We start from the raw sequence: 20,360 nt of genomic DNA on the forward strand, positions 1-20,360 counted from the left end.
TTTAAAGATCTTCTAAAAGCAATAAATATAAATTTTTAGCAGAACTTCCATATTGAGTGAAATCTTCCTCTTTTGCTTTTTCGAAATATTTAATGGTAGTAATATTGGTAGGATAGTCTCTTTCGTATTTCTTTTTTATAGCACTAAGGCCATCACTTTTAGCTCTAAGAATTTGGCTGGTAGTTGCAACGACAATAATGTTTACAGGTAATTCAAATGGTTTTAATTGTTTAATTTGTTTCGAAGAAAATAATATTGAACCTTCCTCGGCAATTAAATTTTCACAACTTGCTAATAAAAAAGTGGGATTGGTTGGTTTTTCGTAGGGAAGTTTGTTTTCTTCTAACAGCTCAAAAAGAGTAGGGTCAAAACATAAAACTTCATTTTCAAACCAATCGTTTTCTTCTAGAATATTTTCAAATTGTTCGCCAATTTCTTTTTTGTTTTCACAATAAATAAATTTTCCGCCATTCTTTTTAAAATGATAAATAAATTCTTCATCTACAGCCATGCTTACCTCGGGTAAGAATTGACTTTGTTCACTATCTTTATCATCGTCAGATGCCGGTTTATAGGAACTAAAAAATTTTTTAAAAAGACTCATATCCGTTTTGAACTACTTAAAATATTGTTTGAAAACGTTCAAAGATAAAAAAATCTTAATTCAAAAGTGTTTTTTGAATTAAGATTTTATAATTTGTTGATAATTTCAAATTAGGAAACTACTTCTTCTAAATTTTCGTCAAAACTTCTTTTGCCAAATATTGCTTCCAAATCATCTTTAAATATTACTTCTTTCTCAATCAGAATATCAGCTAATTGATTTAATTTTTCTTTGTTTTCTTCCAATATTTGAATGGCTCTTTGGTATTGACCTTCAATTAAACTAGAAATTTCTTCATCAATCACTTTAGCAGTTTCATCTGAATAAGGTTTTGAAAAGCTGTATTCACTTTGACCAGAAGAATCATAATAGGTTACATTTCCAATTTTTTCATTCAATCCATAAACGGTTACCATTGCTCTAGCTTGGCGAGTTACTTTTTCTAAGTCACTCAAAGCACCAGTTGAAATTCTGTTAAAAATTACTTTTTCAGCAGCTCTTCCTCCCATGGTTGCACACATTTCGTCTAACATTTGGTCAGGACGAACGATCAAACGCTCTTCAGGTAAATACCAAGCAGCACCTAAACTTTGTCCTCTTGGAACAATTGTTACTTTAATTAATGGTGCGGCATGCTCCAACATCCAACTTACTGTGGCGTGACCAGCCTCGTGAATAGCAATTGCTTTTTTCTCCTCAGGAGTTACAATTTTATTTTTCTTTTCTAATCCGCCAATAATTCGATCTACAGCGTCTAAGAAATCTTGTTTGTCTACAGCAGTTTTATTATTTCTAGCAGCAATTAAAGCCGCTTCGTTACACACGTTAGCAATGTCAGCTCCTGAAAAACCGGGTGTTTGTTTGGCTAAAAAGTCAACGTCCAAACCTTCCACTTTTTTCAAAGGCGCTAAATGTACTTTAAAGATTTCACCGCGTTCGCGAATGTCTGGTAAGTCTACAAAAATTTGTCTGTCAAAACGACCAGCACGCATTAATGCTTTATCTAAAACGTCTGCACGGTTAGTAGCGGCTAGTACGATAACATTTGAATTGGTTCCAAAACCATCCATCTCTGTTAACAACTGATTCAATGTATTTTCACGTTCGTCGTTACCACCTGACATATTGTTTTTTCCTCTAGCTCTACCCACAGCATCAATTTCATCAATGAAGATAATGGCAGGTGCCTTTTCTTTGGCTTGTTTGAATAAATCACGCACTCTAGACGCACCAACACCTACAAACATTTCCACAAAATCAGAACCTGACAATGAGAAAAAAGGTACTTGTGCTTCGCCAGCAACTGCTTTGGCTAACAAGGTTTTACCAGTCCCAGGAGGCCCAACAAGCAATGCTCCTTTCGGAATTTTACCTCCTAAATTGGTGTATTTTTCAGGATTTTTTAAGAATTCTACGATTTCTTGAATTTCTTCTTTAGCACCTTCTAAACCGGCTACATCTTTGAAAGTAGTTTTAATATCTGTTTTTTCATCAAACAATTTGGCTTTTGATTTTCCGATATTGAAAATTTGCCCGCCACCACCAGCTCCACCACCAGACATTCTTCTCATGATGAAGATCCATACGGCAATGATTACAATTATTGGTAATAGGCTAACAAAAATATCGGTCCAATTGCTTTTTTGTAAGAAGTTGAAATCTTTTAATTTTCCTTCTCCTACCGCTTTTTCTAATTTGGTTTGGAAAATTTGGTCGTTACCAATTTCTAAAGTGTAGTGAGGACCAGCATTTGGACGATCGAAAACATCTTTCGCTACTTTCGAGTTAGATTTGTCCTTTAAAGCTGCAGCTGTTAGGTATACTTCTGCTTCACTTTTGTTGTATACAATTACTTTTTCAATTTGTCCTTTTTCAAGTAAATTATTGAATTTAGACGAGGTTAATTGGGCTGGTTCCTCAAAATTACTTCCGCCAGTCGCAAAACTGATGAAAAGAAAAATAAGAAGAATTCCTACGTAAACTAACCAAGGACTTACTTTAAATTTATTCGGATTCGGATTATTATTCGCCATTACTCTTTTTTTTCTTTAGTATTTGTTTTCGATTGAAGTAATTTTTGCATCTCCCCAAAGGCTTTCGATATTGTAGTATTCACGAATGTGTTTTTGAAATACGTGAACCACAACATTAACATAGTCCATTAAAACCCATTCGGCATTATCAGTACCTTCAACATGCCAAGGCTTGTCTTTCAATTCTTTGGATACGGTTTTTTGTATGGAGCTTACAATGGCGTTAACCTGAGTGTTAGAGGTTCCGTTGCAGATGATGAAATAATCGCAAACTGCGGTATCTATTTCTCTTAAATCTAAGATATCAACATCATTTCCTTTTACTTCTTCGATTCCCTTAATGATGTTTGCAATAAGTGCATCATTATTTATAGTCTTTTTCGCCATGAATTATTTTTAATATAAGTTGGTAAAGTTACCATTTTTTGTGTTTATTTTTGAACCATTAACAGAATATTAAGTTCTGACTTTCAAAAAATAGTTCCATGAAACTAATCAAACTCGATGCCATAGATTCGACCAACGAATTTCTTAAAGGATTATCGGCCCAACAAGATCTTGAAAACTTCACAGTCGTTACTGCTGAGAACCAAACTAAAGGAAAGGGACAAAGGGGTGCAGTTTGGAATTCAGAGGTTGGTAAAAACCTAATTATGAGTGTTTTGGTCCGTGATTTTTTAACGGATATCAATGCTATTTTTAATTTAAATATAGCTTTTTCTTTAGCAGTTATCGCAGCCTTAAAAAAGAAAAATATTCCGGATTTGAGTATTAAATGGCCCAACGACATTCTGTCAGCCAACAAAAAAATTGGAGGTATTTTGATTGAAAATAGTATTAAAAGTGATGCAGCTATACTTTCAATAGTTGGTTTGGGTTTAAATGTGAATCAAACAAATTTTGAAGGATTGCCTAAGGCCTCTTCTTTATCAATAATAATCGGACAGAACTTGGACAAAGAAGAATTGCTTTCAGAAATTATGGCCAACTTGGAAAAGAACGTTGCTGAGAGTCTACAAAACCCAACGAATTTGCGTCAACAGTATGTAGACTTAATTTATAAAAAAGATATCCCGATGCCTTTTATGAATCAAAATAATAAAAAATTCATGGGAATAATTCAAGGCATTTCTCCTATTGGAAGATTACTAGTTTTGCTGGTGGACGATTCAGTTGTTGAATTTGATATCAAAGAAGTTCAAATGTTATACTAAAAAAAAAGGCTGTAATTCAATTACAGCCGTTTTTTTAATTCAGTCGATCTTATATTTTGTGCATATTTTCTGATAAGGTTTCTATGAATTTTTGAATTGGCCCTTTAATCATCATGGCCATCATTGGATTAAAATCACCTTCAAAATCTAATTTTACATCAGCGCTATTTTCTGTAACTGTGTCAATTGAAGCGGTTAAAGTAAAAGGTAGTTTGTCGCTAGCAGCACCTAAAACTAATTTACTAGGAGCTACTTTTTCTTTGATTACTAATTTGATTTCAGGCATTCCTTTCAAACCAAAAATAAAAGCATCAGCACCAATCACTTCAAATTTTGCAATATTTTCAGGCATTAATTGTTCAAAGTTTTTCACTTCAGACAATAGATCAAACAATTCTTGAGCTGATTTTTGAACACTTACTTTAGGACTTTCTAAATTCATCTGTTTTAATTTCTAGTTACACATTCCAAGTTGAAGGATTTACATTCCATTCGCTCAAGGTTTGTTGTTCTTCTTCGGTGATATAGGTTTTGGCTACAGCTAAATTCAATAAGTTTTTGTAATTGCTTAAAGTGTATAATTCCACATTAGCTTTTTTGAAATTTTCCTCGGCTACATCAAATCCATAGGTAAATATAGCGGCCATACCTTTGATGTTAGCGCCTGCTTCTTTCAAAGCTTCTACAGCAAGTAAACTACTATTTCCGGTGCTAATTAAGTCTTCTACTACCACTACATTTTGTCCTTTTTGTAAAAAGCCCTCTACTTGATTTTGTCTTCCGTGTTTTTTAGGTTCTGGGCGTACATATACAAAAGGCAATCCCATGCTTTCAGCAACAAGAATACCAATTCCAATAGCTCCAGTTGCAACACCGGCAATGACGTCTGGTTTCCCAAATTGTTTTTCAATATTTTTGGCAAACTCATCACGAACATAATTTCGGATAGCTGGAAATGAAAGGATTAGGCGGTTGTCGCAATAGATTGGCGATTTCCATCCAGAAGCCCATGTAAAAGGATTTCTTGGATTCAATTTAATTGCATTTATTTGCAAAAGCAATTCGGCTGTTTTTTCGGCTGTTTCTTTATTAAAAATCATAGCGCAAATGTATAAAGTTTTTGTGAACGACAAACCACTTTTTTTAACAAATCATATCTCTAAGGAGACCGATTTTCAATTGTTTTTGTTAGAAAGTATTGACATCGAACAGCTTATTGTAAAAATTTTTCAAAATAAAATTCAAAAAGCCTATCTCTATCATCCTGATGAAAAGGAAATTTTGAAGACTTTAAAAGAAAAAATCCCTGTAAATAAAGCGGGAGGAGGTTTAGTATACAACAAAAAAGGGGAGGTGCTCTTTATTTTTAGAAATGGAAAATGGGATTTACCCAAAGGCGGAACCAACAAAGGCGAAGAAATTGAAGATACCGCTATGCGTGAAGTAGAAGAAGAAACCGGAGTTGGTCAATTAAAAGTAACCAAAAAGCTCCAAAAAACCTATCACGTATTTAAGCGCAATGGAAAATATCGACTCAAAATTACGCATTGGTTTGAAATGACTTCTGATTATGAAGGTACACTTGTAGGGCAAGCCGAAGAAGGAATTGAAAAAGTAGCTTGGCTAAGTCCGATACAAATTAAAGAAGCCTTGAAAAACTCCTATGAAAATATCAAATTATTATTTGAAGAAGAATCACTCGGATAAAAATAATGCCTCAATAAAATTATTTAAATTCTTTTAAGGCATTATATAGTAAGATAAATTGCTTTTATTAGATAGTTTTTCTTTCTAACAGTGCCATATAAAATCCATCAAAACCTGAGTCCGAGGCCAATATTTTTCGGTCTTCAACAAAATGAAATTGTTTTCCAATTTCAGTATTCAAGAAACGTTGTACTTGTTCTTGGTTTTCTGAAGGTAAAATAGAACAAGTTGCATAGACTAATTTACCACCAGGCTTTACAATTTTTGAATAATTCTCCAATACTTCAGCTTGAACTTTTCGAATATTATCGATGAATTCTGGTTGTAATTTCCATTTAGCATCAGGATTTCTTTTTAAAACTCCCAAACCGCTACATGGTGCGTCAATCAACACACGATCAGCTTTTTCATGTAGTTTTTTGATCACTTTTGTAGAATCAATAATTCGGTATTCTATATTGAAAGCGCTGTTTCTTTTAGCTCTTAATTTTAATTGCTTCAATTTACTTTCGTACAAATCCATAGCAATCAATTGGCCTTTATTTTCCATTAAAGATGCAATATGCAAGGTTTTACCACCAGCACCAGCACAAGTATCTACAACACGCATTCCAGGCTTTACATCAAGAAAAGCAGCTACTAATTGTGAATTGGCATCTTGTACTTCAAAGAAACCTTGTTTGAAAGCATCTGTTAAGAATACATTGGCTCTTTCTTTTAAAACTAAAGCATCCGGTTGGTCTTTCAAATAATCAGTATCGATATTCAAATCCATGAGGATGGCTTTCAGTTTTTCTTTAGTAGTTTTTAATGTATTGACACGAAGAATCACTTTTGCAGGTTGGTTTTGAGCCGTAATTTCTTTTGACCAAACTTTCTCACCTAACTCTTTTACACCTAATTCATCCATCCAATCGGGAATAGATTCTTTGAAGGTTCTTATTTTAGATAATTCATCAAAACGTCCTTTAATTTTTCGTTCAGGGGTTCCATCTAATTGACGCCAATCAGGAATAGGGTAGCCTCTAAGTACAGCCCAAACTGCAAAAATTCGCCATAAATTATCTCTATCAAAAGGTTCTTTAACTTCGGCAATTTCTGAATATAATCGTTTCCATCGTACTATTTCATATATTGTTTCAGCAACAAATTTTCTGTCAGAACTTCCCCAACGTTTGTCTTTTTTTAAAGAACGTGCCACTACTTTGTCAGCATATTCTCCTTCGTTGAAAATGGCATTTAAAGCGTCAATGGTTGTGTAAACTAAATTTCTATGTAATCTCATTGTAAAAAATTGAAATGCAAAGGTACTATTTATTGATTGGAAAGCTAAAATTTAATAGTTTAAATAAAAAAGACACTGTAGCGATACAGTGTCTTGTCTATATGAAATAAATAGAATTAATTAACTCTTGTTAATCCAATGTTTTCTGGAGCGTGAAGAACCATTGGAAATTTTTCGATCTTTACAGAACTACTGTCAAGTCCGAATGCTCTCTCTTCAGATAAACTAAGTTTTTTGATGAAGAAATACGAATTCATTACTAATTTTTCATGCCATAATAAATCACTATCATTAGATAAGAATTTTTCAGACAGAACAAATTTAAAGTCACCTAGAATATTGTTTTTATTCAATGATTCATAACGGCTAGTAATGTCTACCTCCCCATTTTTTACCATATCTTTTAATACTTCTCGAAACATTAAATTGATTTTTGTAGGTTCTCTAAAACCTAAATTGAAATCAATACGGTAAATGTCATCTTTTAAAATTTCAGTTACTTTATATTCAGTTTTGTAAGGCTCAGATAAAATATTAACATGAACAAACCAGTAGATATCGGCTCTTTTAGGTCTTTTTTGAAGAATAGAATACATAACTTTTTCTTCAATTTCGTCAACTCTACCAGCATTCGTCATGTATACCAAATGAGTTGCATATTTTGGAATGGTTAAATCAGCACTTAATTCACCCAATACTTTTTTGTAATGTTCAATCTTCACAATTTTGGTGTACGCTTTATTAATTTTCTTGGCTAAATACCAAATGGTCATAATTGAAATTAAAGTAAGTGCGATGCACAATGTTACATAACCCCCTTCTGTAAATTTGGTAATATTAGCAGCTAAGAAGCTAAATTCAATTATTAAATAAATACTAATTAAAGGAACATACAAGAACCATTTTACTCGTTTCATTATCAAATAAAAATTCAATAAAATGGTTGTCATAATCATACAAAGAATAATTGCTAAGCCATAGGCATGCTCCATATTACTGGATTCTTCAAAGTGCAAAACGATTCCAACACAACCAAAAAATAGCAACCAGTTGATAGAAGAAATGTATAATTGTCCTTTCAATTCAGTTGGGTATTTTATTTTGGCTTTAGGCCAAAAGTTCAAACGCATCGCTTCATTAATTAATGTAAATGAACCGCTTATCAACGCTTGCGATGCAATTACGGCAGCCAAAGTTGCCACTACGATTCCAATTGGTTGAAACCAGTCAGCCATAATTAAATAGAAAGGGTTTCCGTTTTTTCCACCCAAATCAGCTAAAGTTTTTCCTTCGTGATGAATTAGGTATGCACCTTGCCCAAAGTAGTTGAGTAGTAATGCTATTTTTACGAAAATCCAACTGATTCGAATATTTTTTCGTCCACAATGACCCATGTCTGAATACAAGGCTTCAGCTCCAGTCGTACATAGAAACACAAAACCAAGAACAAAGAAACCATCAGGGTGAATTGAAAGTAATTTGTAGGCATAATAAGGGTTGATAGCCTGAAGTACTTCGGTATGTTTTGCTATTTGAATTCCCCCCAACACGGCTAACATAGTAAACCAAATTAACATCATAGGAGCAAAAAATTTTCCTACTAATTTGGTTCCAAATTGCTGAATTGTAAACAATATAAACAAAATTCCAATTACGATCGGAATGGTGTTAATTTCAGGATAAAAAGTTCTAACTCCTTCTACAGCAGAAGATACCGATATAGGCGGGGTTATGATGCCATCGGCTAATAAAGCACTACCACCAATAATGGCAGGTACAATAAGCCATCGTATTTTTGTTTTTTTAACCAAAGCATATAAAGCAAAAATTCCGCCTTCACCATGGTTATCAGCACTTAAAGTGATAAGTACGTATTTAATTGTAGTTTGTAGAGTTAATGTCCAAAAAACACAGGATATTCCTCCTAGAACAATATCGGCATTAATAATATGGTCTCCCAAAATGGCTTTCATTACGTACAAAGGAGAAGTTCCAATGTCACCATATATAATACCTAAAGAAACTAATAGACCGCCAAGAGTTAATTTACTATGCAGATCTTTGTGCGCTACGCTCATGATATTTGATTAAAAAGTGGGCAAATTTACTCTTTTTAAATATATTAGGATTAAAAATTGAAAAAAATCACATTGTAGATTGTTATTTAGTAATTCATTTTTTCTAGTAGTTTTCCTTCTAAAATTTTGATATCGAATTTTGGTTACGTTTTAACAGATCAATTGCATTTTAAAATAATTGTATTTTAGCATTCTAAATGAATATTTTATGAAAAAACTAGTGCTTATTGTAATCGGAATTCTGTTATTTTCTTGTAAATCCACAAATTCAGTTAATAGAGGGGATGCAGTAAAAATTGCTCTAGACACTTTATTACAAGATAAAATTAGTATTCGTGCTTTGGTATTGGATCATGATAAGGTTTGGTATGCAGCAGATCAGTCTAGATTTGGTTGTATCGATTTGAATTCAAATCAAAAAAAAGAAATTAAAATAATCTCTGAAAAAAATGTTGAGTTTAGAAGTATTGCTCAAACCAAAAAGTATGTTTTTATTCTAAACGTTGGTAATCCAGCTTTACTATACAAAATTTCAAAAATAGATTTGAGTTATGAATTAGTTTACCAAGAAAATCACGACAAAGTGTTTTACGATAGTATGCAATTTTGGAATGATAAGGAAGGGATAGCGATTGGTGACCCAATTGAAGGTAGTTTTTCGGTGATAACAACTAGAGATGGAGGAGCTTCTTGGCAAAAAACACCTTCGATTCAATGGCCTCAATTGGTAGAAGGTGAGGCTGCTTTTGCGGCGAGTAATACTAATATTGTTATCAAGGGCAATGCTACTTGGGTGGTATCTGGCGGAAAAAAAGCAAGAGTATTTTACTCAAGTGATAAAGGTAAAAGTTGGTCAGTAGTGGAGACGCCAATTGTTCAAGGAAAGCAAATGACAGGAATTTTTACAGCCGATTTTTATAATTCAAAAACAGGATTTATTTCCGGTGGGAATTATGAAGTATTGAATCAAAACTTTGATAACAAAGCAGTGACTTATGATGGTGGAAAATCCTGGAAATTAGTAGCACAGAATCAGGGTTTTGGATATGCATCTTGCATACAATATATTCCCAATAGTCATGGAAAAGGATTGATTAGTGTCGGTGCTTCAGGGATTAATTACTCTAATGATGGTGGTACTAGTTGGAAACAATGTAGTACAGATTCAGGTTTGTTTACCATCAGATTATTGAATAAAAATACAGCTATTGCAGCAGGAAAAAATAAAGTGATCCGTATCCGATTTAAATAATAAAGCCACTCCGGATGGGAATGGCTTTTGGGGGTATTAATTTGAATTTATTCTTTTCTTTGTCCTCTGTTTCGATACTGTAATAACAATTTTCTATTGAAGTCTTCTTCTGATTTTTTAAGTTTTATAATTTTTGAGGCTGGAAGAATTCCTTTTAAATTAAGTATGAATTTTTTACGAAGTAGATAAAATTCTTCTTCATTAGTTTCCATTTGATTTAAAAGGAAACCGGCTTCTTTCTCTGTTATTTTATCTTTTCCTTCACGGTATCGTTTTATAAACGATCTCATTTTTAAATGTTTTAATTCAAATTCCTTTTCTTCGAAGGAATTGTAAATGGGCCAAAATTTTTCTGCTTCAGAACTATTTAAATCTAATTCGTTAGTTAAAAATGCAACTTTCATGGATTTAATTTGTTCTCTTTTTTCTTTCATTTCGTTTTGTGCAAAAGTGCTCAACGAGCTAAAAAAAAGTAATGCAATAAATACGTTAAGAAGTTTCATAGTTGTATAAATTATTGAATTATTATTCGGATAAAAGTCTCTCTAAATCTGAATTGGAAGTTAAATGGTCTTCAATGATTTCATCATTTAAGGGTGTTGTAGTGCTCATTTTTTTTAAATCTTCCTTATCCAACTCACTAATAAGATCATATTGATTGATATTCGTTTGATAACTTAAATGGTTTTCTAAGGTTATTGTGTCTAATTCCTCCGAAGGTTGAACTAGTTGATTATAAACAGGGAGAAATAATCCAAAAACTAAAACAGCTGCAACTGCTATAAAGAGTTTCTTTTTTTGATTATAAAGAGGAATAACCTTTTTAGTGTCTGTGGGTAATTGACCCATTACCTTTTCAGAAAAATTATCAAAGTATTGTTCGGGAACTTTAAATCCGGAGGTAATTTTCGGGTCTTTTTCTAAATTAAATTTTTTCATAACTTGTTTTTGACTTCTTAGTGTTTAAAAGGTTTAATTGGAAGTAACATAAGCTTCTATTTTTTTTACCGCATGATGATAAGAAGCCTTTAGCGCTCCAACAGAAGTGTTCAAAATTGCAGCTATTTCTTCGTATTTTAATTCTTCAAAATATTTCATTTTAAAAACTAATTGTTGTTTAGTCGGTAAAAGTGCAATTGCTTTTTGTAATTTTAATTGAATTTCATCACCTTCAAAATAGACATCAGAAACAAGGTTGTCAATAGATTTTGTGTTTAATTCTTCAGTTGAAACCTTTAATTTTCTTGCTTTCTGTTTTATAAATGTAAGCGACTCATTGGTGGCTATTCGATACATCCAAGAGAAGAGTTTGCTTTCGCCTTTAAAATTTTTTAGATTTTGAAAAATTTTTATAAACGTATTTTGAAGTACATCATCAGTATCATCATGATTTAGTACAATATTTCTAATATGATGATACAAAGGTCTTTGATAGGTATGCAAGAGTTTTTGAAACGCTTCATTTTGCGTTTTAGGATCCAATAATTCTTGAATAAATTCTTTTTCTTCTTGCAAGATTTTTGTTTAACAGATTAGAATGTAAGCAATCCAAAAGGTTTAATTAAACGATTAAATTTCCGTTGGATTGGTTTCTGTTTCTGAATCTGAATTTTTTTTAGTTTCTGGAATTATTATAGGAGTTGTTTTTTTGGGTTTAATAGGAAAGTACAATTCGGTTTTCCATTTGGAAGGATTTTTTATTTCGGTTTTACTAATAGTAAATACTTCCAAATGGGAAAAAGGAGAGTCAGGTGTAATTACTTTTTGATTAATGTACGATTTGGATTTTTTAAGTGCTTCTTTGGTATGCGAATAATCGCCATAAAGCGAAGTTTTAATGGCAGTAAACGATATTAACTCGTCGGCTAAAATATCGCTACCCTCACTTGTAATTATGGCTTCTTTGATAGGAATGCACAGAGAGATTTTTGCTAAGTCATTTGTAGCATCATAAGTATGGTAAATAATGAAGGGTTTACCAGTACGTTCAATGTTGTTCTGTTCGCAAAAAGCAATTATTTTGGGAAAAACAATTCTTGAATTTTTTACCACCTTACTAATTTTACTAGTAAAACTTTGATAAAGATATGGGGTTCCCAATTTTTTAACTAATCCATTTACTTTGATTTTGTAGGTATTGATTTCATATACCAAACTATGATCTAAGTTTACCAAACTTTTTTCAAAAAGACTACCAATAATTTTTTTGGCACCACCATGCAATGCAGTGTAAATTTTGTAAGAAAAACTCATTTCCCCTTCAGATTTTAGGGTAACTTTCGTACCTCCTAGAGTGTCTTTGAATATCCAAGTGATTTTAAATTTGGAATCATCCCAATCCATTTTCTGATGAATACTATCGTTGTTTTTTACAGAAAAAGTTTGAATAGTGCCAGCAGCTTCTGAACCCTCCCATGAGAATTTGGCACCTTTTCCGATAGTATTTTTGTTGAATTTGCCTTTTAGGTTTGTTTCTTCTGAAATATGATTCATGAAATCTTGCCAGTTTTCAGCATCATTCACATAATTAAAAACATTAGATTTTGAACTGTGTATAATTTTACTTTTTTCAATTGAAAAATTGCCTTTTTGTGTTGCTATAAAAACAGAAAAAGATATTAAACTTAGTAAAAGTAAAAGGAAGATATATTTTAAGATTTTCATAGTGACAATAAATAGGTTGCTTACGTAAAGTTACGTTTTTTTTATCTCTTTTTTACGGCTATGAAATAAAATACTAGCGTTTGAAAAAAATCTTTATTGCAAAAAGTAATCCAATAAATAGTAAGAAACCAACTAATATTTTATAGTTTCCTTTGTAAAAAAGTTGGTGTAACTGTGCGTCTTTTTTATAAGCAAAAAACATTGCGATTACAAAAGCTATAAAAAAAAGGAGTCCGAAGATTAATTGTCCTGTACTAAACATCTGTTGATAATTTTTATAGCAAATTTAGACATTTATTCAAGAATAGTTGTTAATTTCCCAATCCATTTAACGAATCGTATTATGCAAAAACAAATTAAAGCGGTTAAGGAATTTCATACCGCATTCCGAATAGGACACAGCGAGTTTCCAATTGCTGATTTAGGAGAAACTAAAAAACAGCTTCGCTATAATTTAATGAAAGAAGAGAACGAAGAATATCTTGAAGCTGTTCTTAATAATGATTTAGTTGAAATTGCAGATGCTCTAGGGGATATGATGTACATTTTATGCGGTACTATTATTGAACATGGATTACAACATAAAATAGAGGAGGTATTTGACGAGATTCAACGATCTAATATGAGTAAATTAGGAGAAGATGGAAATCCGATCTATCGTGAAGACGGGAAAGTAATGAAAGGTCCAAATTATTTCAAACCTGATTTTTCAAAAATTTTAGGAGAATAAGTTGACTAGTACTAAATAAAAAAAAGCGATTTTCATTTGAGAATCGCTTTTTTGTTTGGGATTGATTTTGGTTAAACTTTAACAGTCCATCCAAAGGTGTCTTCGGCAAGTTTGTTTTGAATATTTGTCAATTTTAATTTTAAATCGGCTGCTACTGAATTCTCTAATTTAGGTAATTCATAGTAGTGGTCTTTATAAGAGAATCCCTTAATAGGGCTAATAACAGCAGCTGTACCTGCACCAAAAATTTCTTTTAGACTTCCATTATTAGCAGCTTCAACTAATTCATCTATTAATACAGATCGAACTTCAACTTGTATACCTTCACTTTTAGCTAAATCTATTAGTGTTTTTCTTGTAACTCCATCTAAAATACGTTCACTTGTTGGCGCTGTATATAAAGTATCATTAATTCTAAAGAAAACGTTCATAGTCCCCGCTTCTTCTAATTTCGTATGGGTTGCATCATCGGTCCAAATAATTTGTTGGAATCCTTCTTTGTTAGCTAAATTAGTTGGGTAAAATTGACCTGCATAATTTCCTGCAGCTTTTGCAGCTCCAATTCCTCCATTTGCAGCTCTACTGTAATGTTCTGCTACAATTACTTTTACTTCACCTGCATAGTAGGATTTAACAGGGGATAAGATGATCATGAATTTGTAATTATCTGAAGGATTTGCAATTACTCCAGTTCCAGTTCCAATCATGAAGGGTCTAATATACATGGAATTTCCATTACCTTTTTTAACCCAAGCCTGATCTATTTTTAGTAATTCTTTTAATCCGTCCATAAAAATAGCTTCTGGAACTTCTGGCATTGCCATTCTAACGGCTGATTTATTAAAACGCTTGTAGTTTTCATCTGGTCGAAATAACCAAATGGCATCTTGCTCGTCTTTATAGGCTTTCATTCCTTCAAAAATAGCTTGACCATAATGAAAAACTCGAGTAGAAGGATCTACCAAAAAAGGAGCGTAGGGTTTGACAGTAGGAGTTTGCCATTCGCCATCAATAAAATCACACTCAAATAAATGATCTGTAAAAACGGCTCCAAAACTTAAGTTCTCAAAATCTACTTCATTAATTTTTGAAGTAGTTGATGGTATTATTTCGATTTTTTTGGTTTGAGTTGCACTCATAATAAAGAATAATTTTTATTGTATAAATAATAAGCAATAGCTTCTATATTTTAATGATTACAAAATTAAATAAAAATCGGCAAAAAACTTATGAAAACACTATTAATTAAAGCAATTATCTGCGATTTATGTATATTTAAAAATAATCATTCAATTAGGGTTGATTTATAGGAATTATATAAAAAATTTAGTTTTTTTTCGAACGAAACGTTTTTGTTTTAACTAATTTTGAGCATAAAATCAAACGATTTGGTTTGAATTAATTTAAAGAAATAGACATTGGAAAGAGAAATTATCCAAACTCTAGACGGTTCAACTACAATTCATCTCAAAGAATGGGATGAATGTTATCATTCAAAACACGGCGCCATTCAAGAAGCGCAACATGTTTTTATTCAAAATGGACTTTCCTTATTTCCAAATCAAACTATTTCTATTTTGGAAATAGGTTTTGGTACGGGTTTGAATGCATTTATTACTTATTTAGAATCTCAAAAACTAATTCAAACTATTAATTATGTTGGAGTAGAAGCTTATCCAGTCCATCCGACGGAGGTTCTTGCAATGAATTATGTGGCAGAATTGAAAGCGATATCGGATGAAGCCATATTTATAAAAATGCATGAAAGCAGTTGGGGTGATAAAGTAGAATTAAATTCTGTATTTTCTTTAACCAAACGAAAGCAGTTTTTTGATAAAATTGATGACATCGAAGAATTTGATTTGATTTATTTTGATGCTTTTGGTTATCGAGTTCAGCCTGAACTGTGGAGTACGTCTATATTTAAAAAAATGTATGAGGCACTAAAACCAGGAGGAAAATTAGTTACTTATGCCGCTCGTGGCGTAGTTAAACGAAGTATGATTGAGGTTGGATTTACAGTAGAAAAGTTAGCTGGCCCACCTGGAAAAAGGGAAATGTTTCGCGCAAGTAAAGCATCGGTTACCAAATAAAATTTTAGATAAAATAATTTACTTAAAACTTCGTTAATTTAGTATTAGGGTTTTTAGAATTGAAGTAATTTTATACGACTTGAAATGAAATTTTAATCCAAAATAGAAATCGTTATGACAAAAGTAATGCTTGACTACACAAAATCTATTCTAGAAAGAGTTAGTTTTAATCCTGAACTTTTTAAAAGAGAATTGCAAAAAGCAATTAAAACTTTGCTACCCTACGAAATGGAGTATTTAAAAAAATGGTTATTGAGATTTACCTGTAAAAAACCAGAATTAAAGTCCTGTTTAGTGGTAATTAATACATAACAAAAAAGAAACCTTTCACGGTTCCTTTTTTATTTCTTTTGTAGTGGGCTAATAATTTCTACATTTTGAAAAACAATTGCTCCTTTAATTACTCCTGCAATAGTAGCTCGCAAAGCATCTATAATATGAATTTTCAATTCGCTTTTTGGATAAATCAAACTGACTTCTCGAGCAGGTTTAGGTTCTTTAAAATGGCGTAATTTATTTTTATCCGATTCTTTCAAATCCAAAGTGTGTAAAAACGGGAGTAATGTAGTTCCCAGACCTTCATTAGCTAATTTGATCAAGGTTTCGAAACTTCCACTTTCAATTTGAAAATGATTGATTTCGTTTCGGGTGTTATTTCTACACAAATTAAGGATACCATCTCTAAAACAGTGTCCGTCTTGTAACAAGAGTATTTCGTCTAAATTCAAATCAGCTACTTCAATTTCTTTTTTCTGAAAATGTTGATGACCTTCAGGAATATAGGCCATAAAGGGTTCGAAGTAAAGGACAATCTCTTTGATTTTTTCTTCATGCAATGGAGTAGCTGCAATAGCGGCATCCAAATGACCATTATTTAATTTTGTAATTATTTCAGCAGTGTTAAGCTCTTCAATAATCAACTTTACCTTTGGATATTTTTTAATAAAATTATTTAAAAACATTGGAAGTAATGTAGGCATAATTGTAGGGATTATTCCTAACCTAAATTCGCCACCTATAAATCCTTTTTGTTGCTCAACAATATCTTGGATTCGATCTGCCTCATTGACAATATTTTTAGCTTGCGTCACAATTTTTTGACCTATATCCGTCAGTTGAATCGGTTTTTTGGTACGGTCAAAAATTTGAATACTGAGTTCGTCTTCAATTTTTTGAATTTGCATACTCAAAGTAGGTTGAGTTACAAAACACTTGTCTGCTGCTAAAGTAAAATTTTTGTACTCAGCAACTGCAAGTACATATTTAAGTTGAGTAATTGTCATAAGTATAGTTTGTATTGATGCAAATATAAAAACAATAAGTTTAACTTATAGACTCTAACCAACATTTAAAGCATAAAAAAAGAAAATAAAGATTTCAACGATTTTGTTAATTATGTTGTGCAATTTATAATTGACAAATATATTGGCATACCTATAGTAATGTTTACTGGAAATGTTACTGCTAAAGCCATAGGTAAATAAAGCCCAGGATTGGCTTTTGGAACTGTTATTTTCATAGTAGCCGGAACTGCAATATAAGAAGCACTAGCAGCTAATACTGAAAATATAAATCGGTTTGAAATATCATCAGTTACTATAGAACTTATGATGGCAAATAAACATCCATTTACAATTGGGATTAAAACAGCAAAGACTAAAGGAAACCATCCACTATTGAAGAATGACTTTAATTTTTTACCACTCGTAATTCCCATATCCAATAAAAATATAGCTAGAAAACCTTTGAACAAATCATTTGTGAATGGTTTGATCCCTTGGGCCTGCTCTGCATTGGCAAGATATCCAATAACCAAACTTCCCAGGATTAGTAGCACACTACCATTGGTTAACGAATGTTTTACAATTGATTTTTTTTGGAATTTAGTATTATCTCCTTTATAGAATATTGAAATGAGCATTAAACCAATTATTATTGATGGAGATTCCATCATTGCCATAACTGCTACCATATGACCATGAAGTTGCAACTGATTGGCTTCCAAATAGGATACTGCTGTGACAAATGTTACCGCACTTACGGATCCATAGGCTGCAGCAATAGCTCCTGAATCAAAAAGGTTTAATTTTCTTTTCAGAATAAAAAAGGTGTATATAGGAATTACAGCAGATATTCCAATTCCAAATAGTAAAGACCATATTATTTCAGTTGAAAATGTTTCATGAGATAATTCTTGTCCTCCTTTAAATCCGATTGCAAATAAAAGATATAAAGAAATGAATTTTGATGAGTTTTCAGGGATTTCCAAATCACTTTTTAAATAAACTGCTAAGATTCCAAGGACAAAAAAGAGAAGCGCTGGATTTGTTAAGTTTTCAATGAGTAAGTTTACATTCATAATATTAATATCTAGTTAAGTGTTTGTTTATCTAATTTTTGAAAATTGTAATCTCATACCTTTTGGGGTATAATCAAATACTCCGTTACAATATACTATATTTCCGTTTACAATTGTTGTCATAATTTTGCTTTGAAAAACTTGCTCTTCAAAAGGTGACCAATTGCATTTGTATAAAATATTTTCTTTAGTTACTTTCCAAGGTTGGTTTAGATCAACCAAAACTAGATCAGCAAAATAACCTTCTCTAATATAGCCACGTTCTTTAAGTTTATAAATTTCGGCAACATTGTGAGCTGTTTTCTCAGCAATCATTTCTAACGACATTTTATTTTGATGATGCATTTCAAGTAAAGCAGGAAGAGCATGTTGTACCAAAGGACCACCAGATAAAGCTTTGAAATAATTACCCGTTTTTTCTTTAATTGAGTGGGGAGCATGATCAGTAGCGATGATATCTAATTTCCCGTTATGCAAAGCATCAAATAATCCTTTTTGATTGACTTCTGATTTTATTGCTGGATTCCATTTAATTTTAGCGCCTAATTTTTTGTAATCTTGGTCTGAAAACCACAAATGATGAACGCAGGCTTCAGCTGTTATTCGTTTTTTATTTAAAGCTGTTTTATTGTCAAATAATTCAGCTTCAGCGAGAGTGGAAATATGAAATAAATGCAATCTATTACCGTATTTTTTGGCAATGTTAATTAATTCTTTAGTGGTTGAGTAGCAGGCTTCTTCATTTCGAATTAAAGGATGGTATTCAAATGGAATGTTTTCATTGAATTCTTGTTTTAGTTTTTCAGTATTTCTTTTGATTATGGCATCATTTTCACTGTGCAATGCAATCAAGGTATTTGAATTGGCAAAAATTTTCTCAATATATTCTGGGTAATTGGCAATGATGCCATCCTCTTTAGAAAAGTACAATCCATCATCTGTAACACCACATACATTTTCAGTATCGGTATTTAATGTTTCCTGCCAGTTATCTTTGGTTAAACCCATAAAAAAAGAATAATTTGCCAAGGATTTTCCAGCTGCTAACGAATATTTTTGTTCTAGTAATTCATTAGTAAGTGTATTGGGTAACGTATTAGGCATATCCATGAACGAGGTTATACCTCCGGCTACAGCTGCTTTGGATTCGGTGAATAGGTCAGCCTTGTGTGTCAATCCAGGTTCTCTAAAATGAACTTGATCGTCAATAAATCCGGGAAGCAGGTATAAGCCTTCTGCATTGATTTCATTACAAACTAGTTCTTTATTTATCGTTATTGAATGATCAATTTTCTCGATTCTATTTTTGTTAATTAAGACATCTTTGGTAACAATTCTCCCTTCGTTAACAATCTGTGCATTTCGTATTATTAATCTCATAATTCAGCTACTGCTCTGTTTAATCTATCGTTTATAGATTTTCCTAGGTTTATATTGGGTAATTTTTCAATTAAGAGTATGTCTAGACTTAGAGCATCCAATTCATGTAAATAAGAATATAAATTCTTTGAAGCTTCCTTAAAATCTCCTGTTGGAGATAAAATGTACTGTACAATTGGCTTCGATGTTTTTACCTTATTTTGAAATAGAAGTACTCCAATTTTTTCAGATGAGATAGATTTTAATTTTTTTTCAATATCCTCAACAAGAAAAGATTTTGTTTTTGGCGCATAATGTTTAGTAAACATTCCAGGTGCACTTGGGGCAATAGAATCTTTATTGTGGACCTTTATTGGGCCTACAATTTTTTCAATTTCTTCGATCGGAATAGCACCAAATCTATAAAGCACTGGTTGTTCTCCTTCAAATCCGATAATGGTTGATTCAATTCCATTAGGACAATTCCCCCCATCTAAAATGACATCTATTTTATTTTGGAAGTAATCAAATACATGTTTTGCATTTGTCGGACTTATTGATCCAAACGGGTTGGCGCTTGGAGCTGCTAAAGGGAAATTTAAATGATGTAATAGCTCCAAAGTCAATGGATGATTTGGAACTCTCACCGCAACTGTAGTTTTTCCGGAGGTGACCCAATCAGAAATACAATCTTGTTTATTCAGAACAAGGGTAAGTGCACCTGGCCAAAATTGAGTTGCTAATTGAGTTGCTAAAGGAGGTATTTCTTTGGCGACTTCTTTCAGTTGTTCAGTTGACTTAAGATGAACGATTAGCGGATTATTATTGGGTCTGTTTTTGATTTCGAATATTTGCTTAACTGCAGTTTCGTCAAAAATATTGGCAGCCAAACCATAAACTGTTTCAGTGGGAATAGCTGCCACATTACCTTTGTTTAGTGTTTTGATTGCGTAAGAAATATCATTAGTTATTAATGTCATAA

Annotated in this window: 23 protein-coding genes; 6 read left to right on the forward strand and 17 right to left on the reverse strand. The window is 32.1% G+C overall.

The features are described 5' to 3' along the window. Position 1 precedes the first annotated feature (1 nt). The 3 genes from LPC21_RS06610 to rsfS all read right to left on the reverse strand — a co-directional run bounded on the left by LPC21_RS06610 (position 2) and on the right by rsfS (position 3,024). Entirely contained in the window at positions 2 to 604 is a 603-nt protein-coding gene (locus LPC21_RS06610) for a lactate utilization protein B/C (protein ID WP_229316373.1), read from the reverse strand. 110 nt (positions 605 to 714) lie between these two features. Continuing rightward, positions 715 to 2,637: an ATP-dependent zinc metalloprotease FtsH gene (ftsH, locus tag LPC21_RS06615; RefSeq protein ID WP_229316374.1), complete on the reverse strand. Its 1,923-nt coding sequence runs from the start codon at positions 2,635 to 2,637 to the stop codon at positions 715 to 717. A gap of 15 nt (positions 2,638 to 2,652) precedes the next feature. After that, complete coding sequence (gene rsfS / locus LPC21_RS06620) at positions 2,653 to 3,024, reverse strand: ribosome silencing factor (RefSeq protein ID WP_229316375.1); 372 nt, start codon at positions 3,022 to 3,024, stop codon at positions 2,653 to 2,655. Positions 3,025 to 3,122: 98 nt separating this feature from the next. Between rsfS and LPC21_RS06625 the strand changes: the two genes are divergently transcribed. Next, positions 3,123 to 3,851, forward strand: coding sequence for a biotin--[acetyl-CoA-carboxylase] ligase (locus LPC21_RS06625; protein ID WP_229316376.1), 729 nt, complete (start codon positions 3,123 to 3,125; stop codon positions 3,849 to 3,851). 49 nt (positions 3,852 to 3,900) lie between these two features. Here the strand turns inward: LPC21_RS06625 and LPC21_RS06630 are convergent, their stop codons facing one another. Together LPC21_RS06630 and pyrE are read right to left on the reverse strand one after the other, a co-directional pair. Next, positions 3,901 to 4,293 carry an SRPBCC family protein gene (locus LPC21_RS06630; protein WP_229316377.1) on the reverse strand — a complete coding sequence of 131 codons (393 nt, stop codon included), beginning with the start codon at positions 4,291 to 4,293 and terminating at the stop codon, positions 3,901 to 3,903. Positions 4,294 to 4,309: 16 nt separating this feature from the next. Further along, positions 4,310 to 4,951 (reverse strand): orotate phosphoribosyltransferase, encoded by a 642-nt coding sequence (gene pyrE / locus LPC21_RS06635; protein WP_229316378.1) that lies wholly within the window; start codon positions 4,949 to 4,951, stop codon positions 4,310 to 4,312. Between the two features lie 7 nt (positions 4,952 to 4,958). Between pyrE and LPC21_RS06640 the strand changes: the two genes are divergently transcribed. After that, complete coding sequence (locus LPC21_RS06640; protein WP_229316379.1) at positions 4,959 to 5,558, forward strand: NUDIX hydrolase; 600 nt, start codon at positions 4,959 to 4,961, stop codon at positions 5,556 to 5,558. A gap of 67 nt (positions 5,559 to 5,625) precedes the next feature. Here LPC21_RS06640 and LPC21_RS06645 read toward each other — a convergent pair whose 3' ends face one another. Together LPC21_RS06645 and LPC21_RS06650 are read right to left on the reverse strand one after the other, a co-directional pair. Further along, entirely contained in the window at positions 5,626 to 6,843 is a 1,218-nt protein-coding gene (locus LPC21_RS06645) for an RsmB/NOP family class I SAM-dependent RNA methyltransferase (protein ID WP_229316380.1), read from the reverse strand. 116 nt (positions 6,844 to 6,959) lie between these two features. Next, positions 6,960 to 8,921: a KUP/HAK/KT family potassium transporter gene (locus tag LPC21_RS06650; RefSeq protein WP_229316381.1), complete on the reverse strand. Its 1,962-nt coding sequence runs from the start codon at positions 8,919 to 8,921 to the stop codon at positions 6,960 to 6,962. Positions 8,922 to 9,129: 208 nt separating this feature from the next. Here LPC21_RS06650 and LPC21_RS06655 point away from each other — a divergent pair, with 208 nt between their 5' ends. Then, positions 9,130 to 10,173 carry a WD40/YVTN/BNR-like repeat-containing protein gene (locus LPC21_RS06655; protein WP_229316382.1) on the forward strand — a complete coding sequence of 348 codons (1,044 nt, stop codon included), beginning with the start codon at positions 9,130 to 9,132 and terminating at the stop codon, positions 10,171 to 10,173. A 47-nt stretch (positions 10,174 to 10,220) separates the two neighbouring features. On the opposite strand, the gene LPC21_RS06660 is transcribed toward LPC21_RS06655, so the two are convergent. The 5 genes from LPC21_RS06660 to LPC21_RS06680 all read right to left on the reverse strand — a co-directional run bounded on the left by LPC21_RS06660 (position 10,221) and on the right by LPC21_RS06680 (position 13,099). Further along, positions 10,221 to 10,676, reverse strand: a complete 456-nt coding sequence (locus LPC21_RS06660) for a sensor of ECF-type sigma factor (protein WP_229316383.1) — start codon at positions 10,674 to 10,676, stop codon at positions 10,221 to 10,223. 22 nt (positions 10,677 to 10,698) lie between these two features. Next, a complete protein-coding gene (locus LPC21_RS06665) occupies positions 10,699 to 11,112 on the reverse strand; it encodes a hypothetical protein (RefSeq protein ID WP_229316384.1) in 414 nt (137 codons plus the stop codon). Positions 11,113 to 11,145: 33 nt separating this feature from the next. Further along, a complete protein-coding gene (locus LPC21_RS06670; RefSeq protein WP_229316385.1) occupies positions 11,146 to 11,688 on the reverse strand; it encodes an RNA polymerase sigma factor in 543 nt (180 codons plus the stop codon). A gap of 54 nt (positions 11,689 to 11,742) precedes the next feature. Then, positions 11,743 to 12,837, reverse strand: coding sequence for an SRPBCC family protein (locus LPC21_RS06675; RefSeq protein ID WP_229316386.1), 1,095 nt, complete (start codon positions 12,835 to 12,837; stop codon positions 11,743 to 11,745). A gap of 73 nt (positions 12,838 to 12,910) precedes the next feature. Beyond that, positions 12,911 to 13,099 (reverse strand): hypothetical protein, encoded by a 189-nt coding sequence (locus tag LPC21_RS06680; RefSeq protein WP_229316387.1) that lies wholly within the window; start codon positions 13,097 to 13,099, stop codon positions 12,911 to 12,913. A gap of 81 nt (positions 13,100 to 13,180) precedes the next feature. On the opposite strand from LPC21_RS06680, the gene LPC21_RS06685 reads away from it, so the two are divergent. Continuing rightward, a complete protein-coding gene (locus LPC21_RS06685) occupies positions 13,181 to 13,567 on the forward strand; it encodes a nucleoside triphosphate pyrophosphohydrolase family protein (RefSeq protein WP_229316388.1) in 387 nt (128 codons plus the stop codon). A gap of 71 nt (positions 13,568 to 13,638) precedes the next feature. On the opposite strand, the gene LPC21_RS06690 is transcribed toward LPC21_RS06685, so the two are convergent. Then, entirely contained in the window at positions 13,639 to 14,706 is a 1,068-nt protein-coding gene (locus LPC21_RS06690; RefSeq protein WP_229316389.1) for a branched-chain amino acid aminotransferase, read from the reverse strand. A gap of 279 nt (positions 14,707 to 14,985) precedes the next feature. On the opposite strand from LPC21_RS06690, the gene mnmC2 reads away from it, so the two are divergent. Next, a complete protein-coding gene (mnmC2, locus tag LPC21_RS06695) occupies positions 14,986 to 15,660 on the forward strand; it encodes a tRNA (5-methylaminomethyl-2-thiouridine)(34)-methyltransferase MnmC2 (RefSeq protein ID WP_229316390.1) in 675 nt (224 codons plus the stop codon). A gap of 114 nt (positions 15,661 to 15,774) precedes the next feature. Further along, positions 15,775 to 15,972, forward strand: a complete 198-nt coding sequence (locus tag LPC21_RS06700) for a hypothetical protein (protein WP_229316391.1) — start codon at positions 15,775 to 15,777, stop codon at positions 15,970 to 15,972. A gap of 29 nt (positions 15,973 to 16,001) precedes the next feature. Here the strand turns inward: LPC21_RS06700 and LPC21_RS06705 are convergent, their stop codons facing one another. The 4 genes from LPC21_RS06705 to LPC21_RS06720 all read right to left on the reverse strand — a co-directional run bounded on the left by LPC21_RS06705 (position 16,002) and on the right by LPC21_RS06720 (position 20,358). Further along, positions 16,002 to 16,943 carry a LysR substrate-binding domain-containing protein gene (locus tag LPC21_RS06705; RefSeq protein ID WP_229316392.1) on the reverse strand — a complete coding sequence of 314 codons (942 nt, stop codon included), beginning with the start codon at positions 16,941 to 16,943 and terminating at the stop codon, positions 16,002 to 16,004. A 110-nt stretch (positions 16,944 to 17,053) separates the two neighbouring features. After that, positions 17,054 to 18,019, reverse strand: coding sequence for a sodium-dependent bicarbonate transport family permease (locus tag LPC21_RS06710; RefSeq protein WP_229316393.1), 966 nt, complete (start codon positions 18,017 to 18,019; stop codon positions 17,054 to 17,056). A gap of 27 nt (positions 18,020 to 18,046) precedes the next feature. Continuing rightward, positions 18,047 to 19,399, reverse strand: coding sequence for a dihydroorotase (locus tag LPC21_RS06715; RefSeq protein WP_229316394.1), 1,353 nt, complete (start codon positions 19,397 to 19,399; stop codon positions 18,047 to 18,049). Further along, positions 19,396 to 20,358 (reverse strand): L-threonylcarbamoyladenylate synthase, encoded by a 963-nt coding sequence (locus LPC21_RS06720; RefSeq protein ID WP_229316395.1) that lies wholly within the window; start codon positions 20,356 to 20,358, stop codon positions 19,396 to 19,398. Before LPC21_RS06720 ends, LPC21_RS06715 begins: the two co-directional genes overlap by 4 nt. Positions 20,359 to 20,360 lie beyond the last annotated feature (2 nt).

Source organism: Flavobacterium ammoniigenes (assembly GCF_020886055.1).
Taxonomy (GTDB): domain Bacteria; phylum Bacteroidota; class Bacteroidia; order Flavobacteriales; family Flavobacteriaceae; genus Flavobacterium; species Flavobacterium ammoniigenes.

Excerpts from the sequence above, each read along its gene's own strand:
- LPC21_RS06640 (WP_229316379.1), top strand. The coding sequence starts at position 4,959 with ATGTATAAAGTTTTTGTGAACGACAAACCACTTTTTTTAACAAATCAT.
- LPC21_RS06720 (WP_229316395.1), bottom strand. The coding sequence starts at position 20,358 with ATGACATTAATAACTAATGATATTTCTTACGCAATCAAAACACTAAAC.
- LPC21_RS06690 (WP_229316389.1), bottom strand. The coding sequence starts at position 14,706 with ATGAGTGCAACTCAAACCAAAAAAATCGAAATAATACCATCAACTACT.
- LPC21_RS06625 (WP_229316376.1), top strand. The coding sequence starts at position 3,123 with ATGAAACTAATCAAACTCGATGCCATAGATTCGACCAACGAATTTCTT.
- LPC21_RS06715 (WP_229316394.1), bottom strand. The coding sequence starts at position 19,399 with ATGAGATTAATAATACGAAATGCACAGATTGTTAACGAAGGGAGAATT.
- ftsH (WP_229316374.1), bottom strand. The coding sequence starts at position 2,637 with ATGGCGAATAATAATCCGAATCCGAATAAATTTAAAGTAAGTCCTTGG.
- LPC21_RS06655 (WP_229316382.1), top strand. The coding sequence starts at position 9,130 with ATGAAAAAACTAGTGCTTATTGTAATCGGAATTCTGTTATTTTCTTGT.
- pyrE (WP_229316378.1), bottom strand. The coding sequence starts at position 4,951 with ATGATTTTTAATAAAGAAACAGCCGAAAAAACAGCCGAATTGCTTTTG.
- rsfS (WP_229316375.1), bottom strand. The coding sequence starts at position 3,024 with ATGGCGAAAAAGACTATAAATAATGATGCACTTATTGCAAACATCATT.
- LPC21_RS06610 (WP_229316373.1), bottom strand. The coding sequence starts at position 604 with ATGAGTCTTTTTAAAAAATTTTTTAGTTCCTATAAACCGGCATCTGAC.
- LPC21_RS06660 (WP_229316383.1), bottom strand. The coding sequence starts at position 10,676 with ATGAAACTTCTTAACGTATTTATTGCATTACTTTTTTTTAGCTCGTTG.
- LPC21_RS06675 (WP_229316386.1), bottom strand. The coding sequence starts at position 12,837 with ATGAAAATCTTAAAATATATCTTCCTTTTACTTTTACTAAGTTTAATA.
- LPC21_RS06680 (WP_229316387.1), bottom strand. The coding sequence starts at position 13,099 with ATGTTTAGTACAGGACAATTAATCTTCGGACTCCTTTTTTTTATAGCT.
- LPC21_RS06665 (WP_229316384.1), bottom strand. The coding sequence starts at position 11,112 with ATGAAAAAATTTAATTTAGAAAAAGACCCGAAAATTACCTCCGGATTT.
- LPC21_RS06700 (WP_229316391.1), top strand. The coding sequence starts at position 15,775 with ATGACAAAAGTAATGCTTGACTACACAAAATCTATTCTAGAAAGAGTT.
- LPC21_RS06630 (WP_229316377.1), bottom strand. The coding sequence starts at position 4,293 with ATGAATTTAGAAAGTCCTAAAGTAAGTGTTCAAAAATCAGCTCAAGAA.
- LPC21_RS06645 (WP_229316380.1), bottom strand. The coding sequence starts at position 6,843 with ATGAGATTACATAGAAATTTAGTTTACACAACCATTGACGCTTTAAAT.
- LPC21_RS06705 (WP_229316392.1), bottom strand. The coding sequence starts at position 16,943 with ATGACAATTACTCAACTTAAATATGTACTTGCAGTTGCTGAGTACAAA.
- LPC21_RS06710 (WP_229316393.1), bottom strand. The coding sequence starts at position 18,019 with ATGAATGTAAACTTACTCATTGAAAACTTAACAAATCCAGCGCTTCTC.
- LPC21_RS06650 (WP_229316381.1), bottom strand. The coding sequence starts at position 8,921 with ATGAGCGTAGCGCACAAAGATCTGCATAGTAAATTAACTCTTGGCGGT.
- LPC21_RS06685 (WP_229316388.1), top strand. The coding sequence starts at position 13,181 with ATGCAAAAACAAATTAAAGCGGTTAAGGAATTTCATACCGCATTCCGA.